Origin of the sequence: Variovorax sp. CAN15, from assembly GCF_030462475.1 — a bacterium.
Classification (GTDB): domain Bacteria; phylum Pseudomonadota; class Gammaproteobacteria; order Burkholderiales; family Burkholderiaceae_C; genus Variovorax.
Window position 1 is genome coordinate 1 of the sequence record NZ_JASMRZ010000103.1, and the last position, 16,104, is coordinate 16,104.

12 protein-coding genes and 2 pseudogenes are annotated in these 16,104 nt (G+C 67.5%); 7 read left to right on the forward strand and 7 right to left on the reverse strand.

Annotation, left to right across the window (positions count from 1 at the left end):
• The 5 genes and pseudogenes from QMO14_RS30390 to QMO14_RS30410 all read left to right on the forward strand — a co-directional run.
• Positions 1–199 (forward strand): annotated as a pseudogene (locus QMO14_RS30390) (pilus assembly protein); the annotation flags it as partial.
• Between the two features lie 24 nt (positions 200–223).
• Positions 224–1,375: an AAA family ATPase gene (locus QMO14_RS30395; protein ID WP_301511745.1), complete on the forward strand. Its 1,152-nt coding sequence runs from the start codon at positions 224–226 to the stop codon at positions 1,373–1,375.
• Between the two features lie 57 nt (positions 1,376–1,432).
• A complete protein-coding gene (locus QMO14_RS30400) occupies positions 1,433–2,809 on the forward strand; it encodes a CpaF family protein (RefSeq protein ID WP_301511746.1) in 1,377 nt (458 codons plus the stop codon).
• Between the two features lie 28 nt (positions 2,810–2,837).
• The gene (locus QMO14_RS30405; RefSeq protein ID WP_301511748.1) at positions 2,838–3,830 is read left to right on the forward strand and encodes a type II secretion system F family protein; all 993 of its coding nucleotides are present in this window, start codon (positions 2,838–2,840) and stop codon (positions 3,828–3,830) included.
• Between the two features lie 12 nt (positions 3,831–3,842).
• Complete coding sequence (locus QMO14_RS30410) at positions 3,843–4,757, forward strand: type II secretion system F family protein (protein WP_301511750.1); 915 nt, start codon at positions 3,843–3,845, stop codon at positions 4,755–4,757.
• A gap of 74 nt (positions 4,758–4,831) precedes the next feature.
• On the opposite strand, the gene QMO14_RS30415 is transcribed toward QMO14_RS30410, so the two are convergent.
• From QMO14_RS30415 to QMO14_RS30440, 6 genes are all read right to left on the reverse strand, one after another.
• Complete coding sequence (locus QMO14_RS30415; RefSeq protein WP_301511751.1) at positions 4,832–5,521, reverse strand: response regulator transcription factor; 690 nt, start codon at positions 5,519–5,521, stop codon at positions 4,832–4,834.
• An 82-nt stretch (positions 5,522–5,603) separates the two neighbouring features.
• Positions 5,604–7,292 (reverse strand): sensor histidine kinase, encoded by a 1,689-nt coding sequence (locus QMO14_RS30420; protein ID WP_301511753.1) that lies wholly within the window; start codon positions 7,290–7,292, stop codon positions 5,604–5,606.
• A gap of 328 nt (positions 7,293–7,620) precedes the next feature.
• Positions 7,621–8,100, reverse strand: coding sequence for a hypothetical protein (locus tag QMO14_RS30425; RefSeq protein WP_301511755.1), 480 nt, complete (start codon positions 8,098–8,100; stop codon positions 7,621–7,623).
• A gap of 271 nt (positions 8,101–8,371) precedes the next feature.
• The gene (locus QMO14_RS30430; RefSeq protein ID WP_301511757.1) at positions 8,372–9,793 is read right to left on the reverse strand and encodes a DUF5666 domain-containing protein; all 1,422 of its coding nucleotides are present in this window, start codon (positions 9,791–9,793) and stop codon (positions 8,372–8,374) included.
• A complete protein-coding gene (locus QMO14_RS30435; protein WP_301511759.1) occupies positions 9,790–10,653 on the reverse strand; it encodes a DUF6502 family protein in 864 nt (287 codons plus the stop codon). The genes QMO14_RS30430 and QMO14_RS30435 overlap by 4 nt, the downstream gene beginning before the upstream one ends.
• Before the next feature lie 193 nt (positions 10,654–10,846).
• Complete coding sequence (locus QMO14_RS30440) at positions 10,847–13,120, reverse strand: hypothetical protein (RefSeq protein WP_301511761.1); 2,274 nt, start codon at positions 13,118–13,120, stop codon at positions 10,847–10,849.
• Positions 13,121–13,611: 491 nt separating this feature from the next.
• On the opposite strand from QMO14_RS30440, the gene QMO14_RS30445 reads away from it, so the two are divergent.
• A complete protein-coding gene (locus tag QMO14_RS30445; protein ID WP_301511763.1) occupies positions 13,612–14,616 on the forward strand; it encodes a lysylphosphatidylglycerol synthase domain-containing protein in 1,005 nt (334 codons plus the stop codon).
• Positions 14,617–14,647: 31 nt separating this feature from the next.
• Here QMO14_RS30445 and QMO14_RS30450 read toward each other — a convergent pair whose 3' ends face one another.
• The gene (locus QMO14_RS30450; RefSeq protein ID WP_301511765.1) at positions 14,648–15,658 is read right to left on the reverse strand and encodes a glycoside hydrolase 100 family protein; all 1,011 of its coding nucleotides are present in this window, start codon (positions 15,656–15,658) and stop codon (positions 14,648–14,650) included.
• 25 nt (positions 15,659–15,683) lie between these two features.
• Here QMO14_RS30450 and QMO14_RS30455 point away from each other — a divergent pair.
• Positions 15,684–16,007, forward strand: a pseudogene (locus tag QMO14_RS30455) (tripartite tricarboxylate transporter substrate-binding protein); the annotation flags it as partial.
• Positions 16,008–16,104 lie beyond the last annotated feature (97 nt).

Sequence of the window (16,104 nt, forward strand, 5' to 3'; positions counted from 1 at the left end):
GTCGGTGGCGTGGCTGCCCTCGGGCTGCACGGCCGCGACCTGCCAGGGCGTGACGGTGAGCATCACCGGGCTCAATTACCAGTGGATTTCGCCGATCGCCGGCGCCGCCGCACCGCTGATTCCGATGCCGGGCTTCTCCACCTACCTGCCGCGCGAGGTGATGCGCAAGGACCCGAACAGCGCAGCCATCTGTTCCTAGCCATTCAACGCAACGGGCACGACCATGAAGATCTCCATCATTTCCCCCAACGCCAGCCACCTGCAGGACATGCGCAAGGTGCTGGAGGCGCGCTCGCATACCGTATCGCTGTTCGAAGGCGGCAAGAGCCGGATGCAATGGGTCGTCGAGAAGACGGCGCCGGAACTGCTGCTGGTCGACGGCATGTGCTGCGACCCGCAGGAACTCAGCCTGGTGGAGAAGCTCACGCTGGAGCACCCGGCGATATCGGTGGTGCTGCTTTGCGCGATGCAGACGCCGGAATTCCTGATCCACGCGATGCGCGCGGGCGTGCGCGAGGTGCTGCCTTCGCCGGCCGACTCCGCCGCGCTGGAGGCCGCCGTGGAGCGCATTGCCCAGAAGATGGCCGGCAAGCAGGCACGTGCACCGGGACAGGTCGTGGCCTTCATGCCCTGCAAGGGCGGCAGCGGATCGACCTTCCTGGCGACGAACATCGCGCACCAGCTCTCCAAGGAGCGCTCGGTGCTGCTGGTGGACCTGAACCTGCAGTTCGGCGATGCGCTGTCGTACGTGAGCGACCTGCGGCCCACCTCGACGATGGCGGACGTGGCCCGTGACATCGGCCGGCTGGACGCCTCGCTGCTTGCCGCGAGCGTGTCGAAGGTGTCGCCGAACTTCAGCATCCTTCCCGCGCCCGAGGACATTTCGCGCGCGATGGACGTGAAGGCGGAGCACATCGACGCGATCCTGCAGGTCGCGCTGGGCATGTACGACTTCGTGCTGTTCGACCTGGGGCCGCGCATCGACACGCTCTCCATTCGCGTGCTGGACCGCGCCGACCGCATCTTCCCGGTTCTCCAGCCCAGCCTGCCGCACATCCGCAACGTGACGCGGCTGATGCATGTCTTCAAGTCGCTGGGCTATCCGCCCGGCAAGGTCGAACTGCTGGTGAACCGCAGCGCCGGGGGCGGGGAGATCGGCCTGTCGGACATGCGCCGCTCGCTGGTGGGCGCAACGCTCACGGTGGTGCCCGATGGCGGCAAGGACGTGGAGGCATCCATCAACCGCGGCGTGCCGCTGGCCGAGATGTCGCGCGGCAGCGCGCTCGCCAGGAAGCTCGCCGAGATCGCGCACACGCTCAGCCCCCGGCAGGAGGCGGAGCCGGGCTTCATCGGGCGGCTCTTCCGCCGCGCGTGAGCGGCCACGAGCGGCAGCAAGCGGCCTTTTCAATCTTCAACAGCAAGGCAGGTCCCCATGTCATTCAGAGAACAGCTCAATGCCGTCGAAACCAGCACAGCCACTGTCGCGCGGCCGGCGGGGCAGGCTGCCGAGCAGGCGGTGTCGCCCTTCGCCTCGGATGCCTACAAGCTGCTGAAGGAGCGCATGCACCTGAAGCTGCTGGAGCGCTTCGACCTCGCGGCACTCGAAACCCTCAAGCCCGACGTGCTGCGCCAGGAAATCTCGACCATGACCACGCGGCTGCTGCAGGAGGAGCCCGAGGCGCTCAACGACATCGAGCGGCGCACGCTGATCCGCGACATCCAGCACGAGATGCTGGGCTTCGGACCCATCGAGCTGCTGATGGCCGACCCGTCGGTCTCCGACATCCTGGTCAACTCGCACGAGAAGATCTACGTGGAGCGCCGGGGGCGCCTGGAGCTGACCAACGTCAGCTTCACCGACGAGAAGCACCTGCTGCGCATCATCGACAAGATCGTCTCGCTGGTGGGCCGGCGCATCGACGAGTCGAGCCCGATGGTCGATGCGCGGCTGCCCGACGGCTCGCGGGTCAACGCGGTGATCGCGCCGGTGGCGCTGGACGGGCCGATGATGTCGATCCGGCGCTTCGCGAAGATTCCGCTGCGCATGGAGAACCTGGTGAACGACCTGAAGACGCTGACGCCTCAGATGGCGCAGATGCTCGAGGGGCTGGCGCAGGCGAAGGTCAACATGCTGATCTCGGGCGGCACGGGTGCCGGCAAGACGACGCTGCTGAACATCCTCTCGGGCTTCATTCCGCCGACCGAACGCATCATCACCATCGAGGACGCCGCCGAGCTCCAGCTGCAGCAGCCGCACGTGGCGCGCATGGAGACGCGGCCGATGAACATCGAGGGCAAGGGCGAGATCACGCAGCGCGCGCTGGTGCGCAACGCGCTGCGCATGCGGCCCGACCGCATCGTGATCGGCGAGGTGCGCGGCGCCGAGGCGGTCGACATGCTGCAGGCCATGAACACCGGCCACGAGGGCTCGCTCACCACCATCCACGCCAACACGCCGCGCGACGCGCTGGCGCGGCTGGAGAACATGATCGGCATGGCCAACCTGAACCTGCCGCACCGCACGGTGCGCCAGCAGATCGCGTCGGCCATCACGGTGGTCGTGCAGGTGCTGCGGCTGGTGGACGGGCGCCGCAAGGTCACGAGCATCCAGGAGATCACCGGCATGGAAGGCGAGGTGGTCACGATGCAGGAGATCTTCAGCTTCCACCAGACCGGCATGGGGCCCGACGGCCAGGTGCGCGGGTATTTCCATGCGACGGGCGTGAGGCCGAAGTTCGCGGAGCGGCTGCATGCCTACGGCGTGGAACTGCCGGACACGATGTTCGCCCCCGACAGGCACTACGAATAGACATCCATAGAGCAAACAGGAGGCCGCCATGCTCAACAACCTGGGGGGAAACACCCTCATCACCGTCACCGTGCTGGTGTTCGTGACCGTGCTGCTCATGCTGGAGGGGCTCTACATGCTGTGGCGCTCCTACAAGGGGCCCGAGGCGCGAAAGATCGAGAGGCGGCTGCAGGCGTTCTCCGCCGCGGCCGACCGCACGCCGCAGGCCCACCTGGCCAAGGAGCGCATGCTCAGCGAGGTGCCGTGGATGCAGCGCCTGCTGCTGACGCTGCCAAGGGCGCACCGGCTGGATCGCTTCATCCTGCAGGCAGGGCTGGAGTGGACGGTCTCCAGCTTCCTGCTGGTTTCCTGCGTGCTGGGCGTACTCGGCTTCTTTGCCGCGATGGTGATGGCGCGGCAGTCGCTCCTGGTAGGACTGGTGGCGGGAGGCTGCCTGGCGGTACTGCCGCTGCTCTACCTGCAGCGCCAGCGCAGCCGTCGGCTGGCCCGCATGGAAAAGCAGCTTCCCGAGGCGCTGGACCTCGTCACGCGAGCCCTGCGCGCGGGGCACTCCTTTGCCAGCGGCGTGCAGATGATCGGGGACGAAATGGCCGAGCCGATCGCCAGCGAGTTCCGCATGGTCGCCGACGAGGTGAACTTCGGCGTCTCGCTGCAGCAGGCCCTGACCAACCTCAGCGAGCGGGTCCCGCTGACCGACCTGCGCTACTTCGTGGTTTCGGTGCTGATCCAGCGCGATTCGGGCGGCAACCTGACGGAGGTGCTGGGCAACCTGAGCCGTCTGATCCGCGAGCGGCTCAAGCTGCTGGCGCGGGTGCGGGTGCTGTCTTCCGAGGGGCGGCTTTCGGCCTGGATTCTCGGGCTGATGCCGTTCGCGCTCGCGGCGCTCATGAACGTGTTCAACCCCGAATTCATGGCGCCGCTGTGGACCGATCCGATCGGACAGTCGGTGCTCAAGTACATGCTGGTGGTGATGCTCGTGGGCATCGTGCTGTTGCGCCAGATCGTGAAGATCCGCGTCTGAAGGAGAAGAACCATGACCATGCTGTTTCCCATCCTCGTCTTCCTGGCCGTGTCGATGGCGATCATCGGGCTGGCCGCGTGGTTTTCACCCACGCGCACCGAGCAGCGCCTGCAGGCGGTGGCGATGCCGTCCGGCAAGTCGGCGTGGACCGAGACCGCCGTGAAGATCGTCGGGCCCTTCGCGCAGCTTTCTTCACCCACCAGCGACGCGGCGCTGTCGCCGCTGCGCGTGCGCTTCCTGAACGCGGGCATCCGCTATCCGGACGCCTACCTCGTGTACTTCGGCATGAAGACGTTGCTGCCGCTGGGCCTGGCAGCGCTGACCTACGTCGGCTTGCGGGCGGCCGGGTGGGCGGAAGACAGCACGGTGATGCTGCTTTGGCTCGCCGTGGCGGCGCTCGCGGGCTGCTACCTGCCGAACCTGGTGCTGCGGCTGATGGTCCGCTCGCGCCGCCGCGAGATCTTCGAAAACTTTCCCGATGCGGCCGACCTGATGCTCGTGTGCGTGGAGGCCGGGCTCGGCCTGGACGCAGGGCTGGCCAAGGTCACCGACGAGATCCAGGTCAAGAGCGCGGCGCTCGCACAGGAGCTGCACTGGACCAACCTCGAGATGCGTGCGGGCGCCACGCGCGAGAAGTCGCTGCGCAACCTGGCGCTGCGCACGGGCGTGGAGGAGATCGGAACCTTCGCGACCATGCTGACGCAGGCCGACCGCTTCGGCACCAGCATCGGCGAATCGCTGCGCGTTTTCTCCGAGGACCTGCGCCACAAGCGGCACGTGCGCGCCGAGGAGCAGGCGGCCAAGGTGCCTACCAAGATGCTGCTGCCGCTCGTGCTTTGCATCTTTCCGTGCATCTCGCTGGTGATCCTGACGCCGGCGGTGATCCGCATCATCCGGATGATCATGCCGATGCTCAGCGGAACCTGAGCGCGCTCGCCTTTCGACGAGAAGCCCCGCGTGCCGGCATCCGGCCCGCGGGGCTTTTGGCTTGCCTGCCGGATTCAGTGCGAGGCGGCGTCGAGCTGGTGCTTGACCGCGTAGATGTACAGCTCGAGGCGGTTGCTCACGCCGAGCTTCTGGTAGATCGAGGTGAGGTGGTTGCGCAGCGTGTGCTCGGTGACGAAGAGCTTCGCGGCCAGGGCCTTGTTCGAGGCCCCGCTGCCCTCGACGACCGTGTGGATGATCTCCCGCTCCTTGGTCGTCAGGCTGGCCTGCCGGGCGGCTTCCGGATCGGCCTTGGGCTGCGGCTTCTTCACGGAAGTCAGTTCGTAGAAGACGCGGCCGATGGATTGAGCGTCGATGCAGAGCTCGCCGTTGTGCACGCGCTCGATGGCATCGATCACCTGCTGCGCCGGCGCGTCCTTGCGCATCACGCCGCGTGCACCGTGCAGCACCGCGAGATCGAGGGTGCGCTGCTCGCGTTCCGCGGTCAGGACCATGACGCGCGAGACCTCGTTCGACAGCAGCTTCGGAAGGATGTCGAGGGAGCAATGGCCGTCGAGGTCCAGGTCGAGCACGATGACGTCGGGCGCAAGGCTCTCCGAGGTCGCCACGGCGTCTTCGCAGCAACAGGCCGTGCCGACCACCTTCATGCGCGGGTGCTCCCCGTCGATCAGCCTGGACAGGCCCCACAGCATGGTCTGGTGGTCGTCCACGAGCAAGACGCTGATGGGATGGGTGGCTGGTTGCATGGCGGGCTCCTTGGCTTGCTCTGGCTTGTCGCTGGGACGCTGTGGCTGCGGCTGGCTTCGGTCGGGCTCGAATCTGTCCCGCTCAGATCGGGATTTCGACGAGCACGGCGGTGCCGCCGCTCTCGCACCGGCGGACTTGTGCAATTCCGCCGAGGGCGGCCGCACGCTCGCTGATGGAGCGGGGCCTGAACCGGGTGAAGCTCTCTTCGCCGGCTTCGTTCTCGATGCGCACGTGCAGCCGGCCGTTGCGGCATGCGAGGCTCACGCTGCCGTGGCGCGCCTGTGTGTGCTTGCAGATGTTGTTGAGGCCTTCGCCGACCAGTTGAAGCACCTCCGCTGTCATCCGGTCGTCCAGCTGGAGCGGGCCGTCGATGGCGACGGCGATGTCGATGCCGTAGAGGCCCTTGATGCGCGCGGCCTGGCGGTGCAACTGGGGAAGCACCAGGCCGCTGGAGCTGTTGGCGCCCTGCCTGACTTCGCCGGCATAGCGGCGCAGGTCCGCGATGACGCCGTCGGCGACGTCGGCGAGCTTTTCCAGGTCGTCGCTCAGCGGGTTGTCCGCGGCCGCCTTCTTGCGCAGGGCGCACAGGCCCATGCGCAGGCCGATGTAGGGCTGCACGGCTGTGTCGTGCAGGTCGAGCGCGAACTTCAGACGCTCTGCCGTGGCGGCTTCGGAGGCCATGCGGTCGAGCACCTCTATGGTTTCGATGATCGGGAAGATCTGTTCCATGAGGTGTGCAAGGAAGAGCGCGTCGGACTTGTTGAACAGCCCGTCGCGCGAGGACACGAAGACGCGGCCTTCGCCCAGCCGCATCGGCAGCGGGGCGCTGATGAAGGCGCGGGCTTCCAGCATGGCCGTGACGGCTTCGCAGCGCTGGGCGCCTTCCTCGTCGTCGACGCGCCAGCCGCCCGCCGTGCCGGCCTCGAAGACATGGCTCTGTGCATACAGCCGCTCCAGGGGCCAGGGCAGGCGATTGCTGAGCACTGTCAGGCCGGCCGGCAGCGCCATGAGCGGGGATTCGGCGATGCGACCAATGGTCTCGACGCTGACGTGCTCGCAGGCGTCGTTCTTGCGCAGCGTGCGCAGGACCCAGTTGCCGGTGGCGGTGTCGCGCGTCAGCAGGATGCAGTGGCTGGCGCGGAAGAAGGCCAGCGTCTTCTCCATCGTGCGGGCAATGGTGCGGCCGGCGCCGAAGCGCGGATTGGAGAGCTGGCTGACGTCGCCCAGCAGGGCCAGGCGGCGCTGCAGGCCCAGCTTGGAGCCTCCCCAGTGCACGATCATGTGGCCTAGCGCCAGCAGGAAGGTGCTGCGCATCAGCAACTGGGGCGCGTCGTTGCCGGTACTGGTGGCGAGGCAGCAGGCGGCGAAGGACGCGACCGACGCCACGGTCACCCGCGCGCCTTCCTCGAAGCCCCAGCGGAAGGCGGAGGTGAGGATCGCGAAGAAGTAGAAAAGGAAGAAGAGACTCTGTACGCCGTCGGTCACGAAGATGATGAGCGTGAACCACAGCACATCGGACCAGTGGATGACCTTGCCCTGGAAGTAGGGGCGGCCCATTCGCGTGCACGCATACACGAGCAGGCTGTGCAGGACGTAGCCGCAGAAGGCCAGCCAGACGGCGCCGTGGACGTGATTCCGATTGTCCCCGGCATCGACCACCACGGCCAGCAGCGCCGAGACCGAGAGCACCAGCCGCATGCGCGAGACCATGAGCGCATCCGCGGCGACGCCAGTGTCGGCGTCGGGGGCGGCGGTCGTGTGGGCCAGCATGGAGAACGATTCCGGGCAAAAGGGTGCGTCACGCGATGCGGGGCGCAAGAGGGTGGTTGCTGGCGAAGCGACGTGGTGTCATTTTGGAATTCACTCCTCGCACCTGAAAGGGATGTATGTGAAGGTTTCACATTACTACTTTGGTAGTCAAAAACAATGGTGCCGGAGGTGTATCGCCAGTTTGTGACTTTTGTTGCGTTTGGTTGCAACCGTGTCCGGGCCGGGTGTTTCAAGTCGGCTGTCGGGGAGGGCGAACAGGCCTGCCGCCGGGAGGTGTGCCATTTGCGGGTACCCGTCCAGTGCGGACGGCGAAGCCGGGGCCGAGTCCTCAAGCCCGCCGTTCGACCAGTGCGGTCCGCCCCAGCGGAGTGACCCGCAGGACGACAGCCTGCTTGAACTTCTGCGGACTCTGCCTGGTCCGGCAAGGCGGCGGCAGGGTGGCTTCCACCATGCCCGCCGCGTTCAGCACCGCCACCGAATTGATCTCCGCCGGATCGTCGATGCGCAGCGGGAAGACCGAATTGCCGATCTTGCGCAGGTAGTCCAGCGGCATCACCGGCCACTTCTGGTCCTCGAGCGCGATTGCGTCCCCGCCGGCGTTCAGGCTGGAGATTTCCGCATGCCCCTCTTCAGTGATGTCGAACACCACCGCGCTCTCGTACTGCTGATATCCGAAGTGGTCCAGGTGGAACTCGGCTTCGACAAGCCCTGTGGCCATCAGGACCGAGGCGTGCCTGATGTCGGGTTCAGCCGTGAGCGTGACTGGAAACTTCTCGTGCAGAAGCCGGAGGAGGAGTGTGAGCGGCATACATGCTCCCGTCTGCACCGTCGTTGGTGCACATCGAGCAATGGGAAAGAGCTGCGGGTGGATGCCCGCATCGCAGCGCTGATCCCGGATGCCGCCTCAGGACGTGTAACAGCGTTACCGCGGGCAGAACGCCGCAGGCACACAATTTCCGATCGTCAAGGGGCCGCAGGGACATGAGCGCTTTAAATGTGATTTTTTCACTTTAGTCATTTAGTTGTACTCCCGCCGCTCGACCTTGTCGAGAAATTGTTTCGTGAAGGATTTCTCGGGTTCAGGGCGAGAAGGCCACGTGCTGAGCGATCAGCACGCCGTCGACCACCCGGTCGCCCACGACCGTCACCTTCCGGCCGTTGCGCAGGTCGGAGACGGTCCCGTTCTCGAACACCGCACCGCTGGCGTCCACCGGCTGACCGCGCACCCTGAAATCGGAGGAGGAATTGAACCCGCCGATGGCGCCGATCAGGGTGAAAGAGGCCGGCCCGCCCGTGCCCGGCACGTTGCGGATACGCAGCTTCTTCACCACCAGCACGCCGCCCGACATGAAGCCGTCGACTTCGACCTTCACGCCGTTTCCGAGCGAGCCCACGGGGCCGCCGGTGATCTGCGCGGTGGTCGCATCGACCGGCGTGCCCAGCACCTTGAACGAGCCGCGCGAGACGAAGTCGGTGATGACGCCCGCGAGCTGAACCGCCACGCCATCGGCCATCGGAATGGCATACCACCCCTGCACCTTGGTGGCGGTGAGCACCCCGCCGACCGGCGCCGTGGTGCCCCGGGCTCGCACGACGACGCCATTGGCGAGCGACGATTCATCCAGCCCAGTGAAGACGGCTGGGCTGTAGTTCACCGTCAGTTGGCCAAGCATGAAGGTCTTGTGCACCTTGTCGAGGCTTTGCACCGCGCCCGTAGCCAGCGGATCGGTCAGGGTCGGCGAGATCTGGATGCGTGTAGCCCGAAGGGTGCCCGGCGCGCCCGGCAGCCCCCAGACCTGGACGGTGTTGCCCGCCTTGACGTCCGCAAGGCCGTTCGCGTCACCCCAGACCGTGGCCGAGTCGATGCTGACGCTGATGCCCATCAAGACGAAGGTGCCGCCCGGGATGTCGATGTTCGAGACTGTTCCCCGCAGCTCGGCCGCCGACACGACCTGGTTGGCAATGCCGCTGGTGAAGTTGGCGTCGACCTTGCCCGCGACGCGCGCGCTCATGCCGATCTGCAGCTCGGTTGCGTCTTCGATCGTGAAGGTGGCGCTGTCGGTGTCGTAGCGCAGCCCGTTGAGGATGATGCTGCCCAGGCCGTCCGCCGCGCCGATGCCCGCGGCATCCGCGGTTACCCCAGTGCCGCCGGACCCCACGCCGGAGCCGTCGGTGTTGCTGTTGCCGGCTGTGCTCGTGCCTCCGTTGGCGTCGCCACCCGTGCCGCCTGTGCCGCCCGCCCCGCCGGAATCCCCCGTGGCGCCGGTTCCGGCTCCTCCCGTGCCTGTTGCGGAGCCCGTTCCGGTCCCGGCTCCCGTCCCGGTGGAATCGCCCCCGGTGCCCGTCGCCGCGGGCGTGCCGCCCGTGCCGGTCCCGAGGCCCACGACGGAGCCGCCACTGCTTCCGCCGCCTCCGCCCCCGCCGCACGAAAGCAGCAGCGCCATGAAGCAGGCGGACAAGAGTCCGGGCAGGAGCCTGCGAGGTGTCTTCATCGTGCTCATGGCTTGGGCTCTCTTTCTTCTGATGGGGGCAGGGGCAGGGGCGGGGGCGCTGGCGCGCGCTCGGCTCGCTCGTCTTCGTAATAGGTGTAGATGCCGACCCGGATGCGTCCCTTCGCGCCGCCAGGGGCCTCGTCGACTGCCCGCGACATCTCCTGCGCCAGTTCGTGATGCAGCGCCGTCCAGCGCTCGCGCACGAGGCGCTGGATCTGCTCGCATTCCGCAAGCGTGAGCCCGCGCGCGTACACCGCGCGCTCGAGCATCCTGGGCTCTTCGCCCAGTGTGTTGGCGACGGCGGCCAGCAGGTGGTCCCGGCCGTTGTCGCCCAGGAAGGCCAGCATCGACTGCAGGTCTTCCACCGGCACGAAACCGTCCGTCGTGAGCTCGACCACGCCCTGATCCTCGTCTTCGCTCACCATGTTCAGCCGCACCAGTTCGTCGAGGATGGTGCGGTGATGCACATTGCCGCGGCTGCTCAGGCGCGCTACGGCCTCGAAGGAGGGCGCGTCGTGGCCCGCCGTGATGGGCAAGCGCCGGTAGGTGTTGTCTTTAGTAAGCATCTGCAACCACAACGTGAATGTCTTGGCTGCTGCCGACAGTTCGGTGTGGGGCAGGGGATCGGTGGTTGCCCTGACCTTGGCCGTCACGGCCTTGCGGTTGAGGCCGGTCGTCACCGAAAGCTGGCTCAGGTTCGGATTCGGCACGCCCTGGTTGCGCCAGCTGCGCTGGGCCTCCTCTATCAGCAGGTCGCGCAGCAGTTCTTCAAGGTGCGGATGCTTGACCCCCATGGCGAGCGCGAGCCTGACCACCGGCCGGAGAATCCGGGCGCATGCGGCAAGGGTCCAGTCCAGCCGATGTTCCATGGAGCGAGCCATATTCCCGAAACTGCGGTTCAAGGAGGATTCGACGGTGCAAGCCGCCAGTTGCGATCTGTTTGCAATTGTCCTGCTCGGCAGTATGAATGTGAATGCTTTGGTCCACTACTGGTCGATCGGCAGGGTGTAAAGAACCAACAGCCCCTGACGCGGGACGGCACTCCCGCGCGGCGCCCTCCGCTCAGGCGCCCGGTGCAGAAGCCGCCGCCGGATCGTGCTGCAGCCGCGGCGGCAGGCGGCCGTCGAGCCAGTCCATGCGCCAGGCCAGCAGCACGACCGCGCCGACGATGCAGGCCGCAGCCACCGCACCCGCAAGTCCGTGCCGTTCGCGGTACGGGTCGGGCGCGATGCGCTTTGCCCCCGGCGGCACGTGTGCCGTCTGCGAGAGCATGCCGCCGAGCCGCACGCTCACCTTCATGCGGCCGTTGATGGCCCATCCGCTCGCGTCCAGGATGGGCCCCAGGCTGCGCTGGCGCAGCTTCAACCAGGCGATCAGCATGCTGGGCCCCGAGATCGCGATCACGATGCCGGCGAGCGCCACCGGTATCCACTGCCCCAGGTCGATGAACTTGCCGAAGATGCCGACCAGCACCGCGCTGATGCTGCCCAGCGCCACGCCGATCGCGGCCACGGTGCCCACGTCGATGCGGCTGCCGGCCGGCGGCACGCCCGGCTTGGCGGGGGGCTTCGGGGCAGCGTCCGCTCCTGCCGTACGGTCCGCCGTGGCGACCCGTCCAGCCAGCGACTGCAGCGCGACCTGCGATCCGGCCTCGCTCGCGGCAGCCCGCTTCGCCACCTGCTCCTCGATCATGCGCACGAACTTCTTGTACGGCGCGAAGAAGGCCTGAGCGACGCTGGTGGGGTTCTCGATCAGCTTGGTGATGGTGGCGTCCCAGTCGCGGCCCTCGCGGTCGTAGAACACGCCGTTGCGTCCGACGAACAGAAAGTCGACGTCGCCGGCCGTGAAGGCGGCCACGATGCTCATCTTCTGCCCCTGGCGCGTGCAGTCGCAGTACGCGAGGCAGGTCTTGGCCAGCCCGGCCAGCGTCGCGTGCCGGGCGGTGTCCTGCACCTGCACCGTGAGTTCGCAGCTGCGCCCGTCCAGGTAGAGTTTGCCGGCCTGGAAGATGGCGCCCTCGCGCCAGTAGAAGGCCTTGAACGACACGAAGTTGTGCAGCAGCACCAGCAGGTCGCGTTGCAGGCGCAACAGCTTCTCCAGGTCGACCAGCAGTTTGTTGTGATGCTCCGCTGCCTCGTCTTCGGCAATGAGCGCGAAGAGGGCCTCGTGCGTCGCGAGCAGTTCGTCAATGCGCTCCCGCGACAGGCCGGCCAGCGCGTTGGCCGGCCGTGCCGCGACCCACGCCTCGCAGGGCCCGAGCCGGCGGCGCAGCGACTGCCATTGCTCCTCTTCCAGCGCGTCGAGCTCGCCGAGCAGCGGCGCCACGGTGTCGCGCGCGAACAGGGCCATCGCATCGGCCCAGGCGGGGTTCAGGCTCGTGCCGCGCAGGGGCAGCGAACGGCTGGGCGTGACCGGGGCAAGCGGCAATTCGGCGATGGGTTGCGCGCCCACTTCGAGCGTGTGGCCCGACAGCGCGTCGTAGGCCTCGGGCGAAGGATTCAACGCCGCCACTGCCTGAACGTCATAGGCCGCGACACGGCAGCGCGCGAAGAAGTCGTCGATCTTCGCCGCGACCGCGCGAAGGGCTTCGGTGGCGGCCAGCGTGCGATCGGCCAGCGGCAGCACCGCTTCGTCGCTGCTTTGTGCATTCGCGTACCAGTCGCGCATGGCCTTCGCATCGGCCATGAAGGCTTCGGCGCGCGCGCGGTCGAGACCGGGCTTCTTCTCGTGGCGGTCGGGGGTGCTGCCATGGGTGCGCATCGCTTCCTCGATGGCCGCGCGCAGGGCTTCGTCAGTGGCAGCGGTTTCGGGCGTGACGACGCCGTCGCCGTTGAAGCGCATGGCCGCCAGCCACTCGCTGCGATCGGAGATGTCGGCGAGTGTCAGCGTGTCCAGGTCCTTCTTGCCGAGCAGGTCGAGGATGCGCCGGCCCTCCCTGGCAAGGTCGGCGCCCGCCGCGCCCTTGTCGTCAAGATCGTCGAGCGACAGCGTGCCGCCGCCCACAAGCAGGGCATCGGCGCTGCGCAGCCGCTCGCAGGCCCACTGGCAGGCCGCTATCACTTCCGGCGGGCGCACGCGGCCGTCGCGATCGGTATCTATGAGGTCCAGCGTGCGGGAATCGAAGTCGATGCCGCGCGTGGGGCAGGCCAGCGCGACCCAGAGCTTCTGGTCGAGTTCGGCGATGTGGGCGATGTCCGCACCGCTGCGGAACACCACCTGGTCGAGGCCGCCGGCGCGGATGAAACTCCACCGATGCGGCGTCGACGGGGCAGCCGTTGCGCTGGCGCCGGGGACGCCGGCGGGAACTGTCTTTGTGGGGAGTGTGGCGGTCGTCACTGGGTCGGGATTCCTGCGGGCGTAGTGCGCGCGGCGAGGAGCAGCGCGCCGGTTCTTCGTCTGGTCATGAGCCTAGATCGCACGGCACTCATGCCTTGAGGACAGACTGCGCGCGGCCATGTCGGCGCATGCCGACATCGCGATTCGCGATGCGCGGCGTATGGCAAATGTCCTGCACCGGTCGTCGTTCGCGGATGGCGGCACGCACGCCGGAGGAGGCGAAGACTCGGCCCATTCGCAGATCACCCAGATCAAGTCAAGACCAGAGAGCCCGAGGAGCCATCCACATGACGCATAACCCCAAGCAGACGTCCCGCGAGGAACCGGAAGTGACGCAGGAAGAGTCCGTCCCCACCGACGGCCGCGATGTCGAGGGCGAGGAACTCTCATGAAGGGCGTGGCCAACAAGAAGCTCCACGAAAAGGGCGAAGCCGAGCATATGACGCCTGAAAAAGCCGAGCCGGACGGCGGCAAGCGCGATCCGGACTGAGATGGCGGCCGTCCTGCGTTCTCCGGCTGCGTCCGGCGCGGCCGCGGGCCTCACGCGGTGGCAGCGCTGCCGGAAGTGGGCTCTGCCGGCGCTGGGCATCGTCGTCCTGGGCCTGCTTCTGTCGCACATACACAAGATCGACTGGGCCGGCGCGTTGCAGGCGCTTCGGAAGTATTCGCCCTGGCTGCTGCTTGCCGTGCTCGGGCTCGCCACGGCGAGCCACGCCCTCTACGGCTGTTTCGACCTGATTGGCAGGCGCCACCTGCGGCATCGGCTGTCGGCGCCGCGGACCTGGGCCATTGCCGTCACAAGCTACGCGTTCAACCTCAACCTGGGCTCGCTGGTCGGCGGCATCGGGATGCGTGCGCGCCTCTATGCACGCGCGGGCCTCGACGAGGCCACGGTCGCCCAGATCGTGGGCCTGAGCCTCGCGACCAACTGGCTCGGCTATGGGCTGCTGGCCGGCGGGCTCTTCGCGGCCGGCATCATCGAGCCGCCCCGGCAGGCGCACATCGGGGAGGGCGCGCTGCGCGCTCTCGGCGTGGCGATGATCCTTCTGGCGATCGGCTACGTGGTTGCATGCGCCGTCTCGCGCAAGCGCGAGTGGGTGATCAGGGGCAGGCATGTGCATCTGCCTGGAGGGCGCATCGCCGTGGCGCAGCTGGCGCTCTCCAGCGCGAACTGGGCGTTGATGGGCACGGCCATGTACCTGCTGCTGGGCCAGAAAGTGCCCTACGCCACGACTTTGAGCGTGCTCATGGCGGCATCCATCGTCGGCGTGATAACGCCGATCCCCGCCGGGCTCGGCGTGCTGGAAGCGGTGTATCTCGCCCTCTTGTCGGGCTCGGTGAAGCAGGGTGCGCTGATGGGGGCGGTGCTGGCGTACCGGGCGCTGTACTACCTGGTGCCGCTGGCGGGCGGGCTGGCGCTTTATCTTTTGCTGGAACGCAGCCTGCCGTCCCATCGCGCACAGGTGATGCCGCCGGCCGAGGCGCCGGCGGGGTGAACGAGGCTCGGGCCTTGTGCGCGGTCCGCGGCTACCAGGCGGCTCCGTTGCCCTTGAGCGCGCGCAGCGCGAGCAGGAATGTCGCCGCGTTCCAGCTCTGCCCCGCCATGCCCATGGGCGCCAGCGTGCGGCCGTGGAACCACTCGGTAAAACGCCAGTCGTCCATCGCATTCGCGTGCGCCAGCTTCGCAAGTTCGGACCAGGCCGTGCCGTGCTCGCCCAGCTTCGCGAGCGCCATCACCCAGAAGCCGCCGACGAAGGGCCAGATGCCGCCGTTGTGGTACTGGTGCACGATGTTCTGGCGATGGCGGCCCATGTAGGCCCTCCACAGGGGGTGCTGGTGCGCGAGCGGATGCAGCACCACGCGCACCGGCAAGGGGTCGGTGGCATGCGCCCGGCGGATGGTGTCGACGATACGGCGCGCCATCGCGCCATCGGCCAGTCCGCTCTGTATGGCCAGCACATTGCCGAACACGTCGCCCTCGTCGCCGACCACGGCCAGGTTCACGAAACTCAGATACAGCCCCGGGTCGCGTCGGCCACGGCGCGCGTAGTGCTGCAGCAGCCGCGCCCGGTGATATTCGGGCAGGTCGGGCTGGAACGGATTGAACAGGTGGTTGAAGTGATAGTGCGTCTGCTCCGCGTGATCGAGCGCGAAGCGGCGCTTGACCTCGTACCACAGCGCATTGGTGTAGAGCACGTAGCCTGAGCGCGGCATGATGTCGGCCCAGTCGCTGGCCTCGTTCTGCTGCAGCAGGCGGAAGTGCTGGTGCTCCTGCGCCAGCAGCCAGTGCAGTGCGCGGCTCGCCTCCTTGTCCCAGCGCGACGGGCCGGCCTGCCCGTGGCGGCGAACATGGTCCACGCCGATCAGCCACCACAGCGTGGCGTCGATGCAGCCCAGGTACCAGAAATCGGCGTCTCGGCCCTGCGGGTCCACGTACTTCGGGATCTGTCCATTGGCCGCCTGTTGCGCCGCGAGCGCGTCGAGGCTGGCCACCGCGCCTTGCTCCAGGGCCGGCACGCCGCTGCCGCACATCGCCATCACGCATATGGCGGCGTCGCGTCCAAAGATGCGCGTGCTCAACACCTGGGGCGAGAAGCGCCTGGCCAAGTTCCCCGACGCGCCCACGCTGAAGGAACTGGGCTACGACGTGGTGCAGAACTCGCCCTTCGGCATCGGCGCGCCCAGGGGCACGCCGCCCGAGGTGGTGAAGAAGCTGCACGACGCCTTCAAGCAGGCGATGGAGGAGCCGAGCTACGTAGCCTCGCTGGGCCGCTACGACATGCTGCCGAACTACATGAGCTCGGCGACTTACACCAAGTTCGCGCAGGAGACGGTGGTGCGGGAGAAGGCGATCATCGACAAGCTGGGCCTGGCGAAGGAGAAGTGAGTCGACCTACTTGCTGCCTCGCAGGATGGCGGCGAGCGCTATGTTGACGTAGTAGTTAGCACGCCGCCGATCAGCGCCGCCAAAGGCGCCGAGCCGC

What these genes read in the sequence shown, in the direction of transcription:
- QMO14_RS30395 (WP_301511745.1), top strand. Translation starts at nt 224, where the DNA reads ATGAAGATCTCCATCATTTCCCCCAACGCCAGCCACCTGCAGGACATG.
- QMO14_RS30400 (WP_301511746.1), top strand. Translation starts at nt 1,433, where the DNA reads ATGTCATTCAGAGAACAGCTCAATGCCGTCGAAACCAGCACAGCCACT.
- QMO14_RS30405 (WP_301511748.1), top strand. Translation starts at nt 2,838, where the DNA reads ATGCTCAACAACCTGGGGGGAAACACCCTCATCACCGTCACCGTGCTG.
- QMO14_RS30410 (WP_301511750.1), top strand. Translation starts at nt 3,843, where the DNA reads ATGACCATGCTGTTTCCCATCCTCGTCTTCCTGGCCGTGTCGATGGCG.
- QMO14_RS30415 (WP_301511751.1), bottom strand. Translation starts at nt 5,521, where the DNA reads ATGCAACCAGCCACCCATCCCATCAGCGTCTTGCTCGTGGACGACCAC.
- QMO14_RS30420 (WP_301511753.1), bottom strand. Translation starts at nt 7,292, where the DNA reads ATGCTGGCCCACACGACCGCCGCCCCCGACGCCGACACTGGCGTCGCC.
- QMO14_RS30425 (WP_301511755.1), bottom strand. Translation starts at nt 8,100, where the DNA reads ATGCCGCTCACACTCCTCCTCCGGCTTCTGCACGAGAAGTTTCCAGTC.
- QMO14_RS30430 (WP_301511757.1), bottom strand. Translation starts at nt 9,793, where the DNA reads ATGAGCACGATGAAGACACCTCGCAGGCTCCTGCCCGGACTCTTGTCC.
- QMO14_RS30435 (WP_301511759.1), bottom strand. Translation starts at nt 10,653, where the DNA reads ATGGAACATCGGCTGGACTGGACCCTTGCCGCATGCGCCCGGATTCTC.
- QMO14_RS30445 (WP_301511763.1), top strand. Translation starts at nt 13,612, where the DNA reads ATGGCGGCCGTCCTGCGTTCTCCGGCTGCGTCCGGCGCGGCCGCGGGC.
- QMO14_RS30450 (WP_301511765.1), bottom strand. Translation starts at nt 15,658, where the DNA reads ATGGCGATGTGCGGCAGCGGCGTGCCGGCCCTGGAGCAAGGCGCGGTG.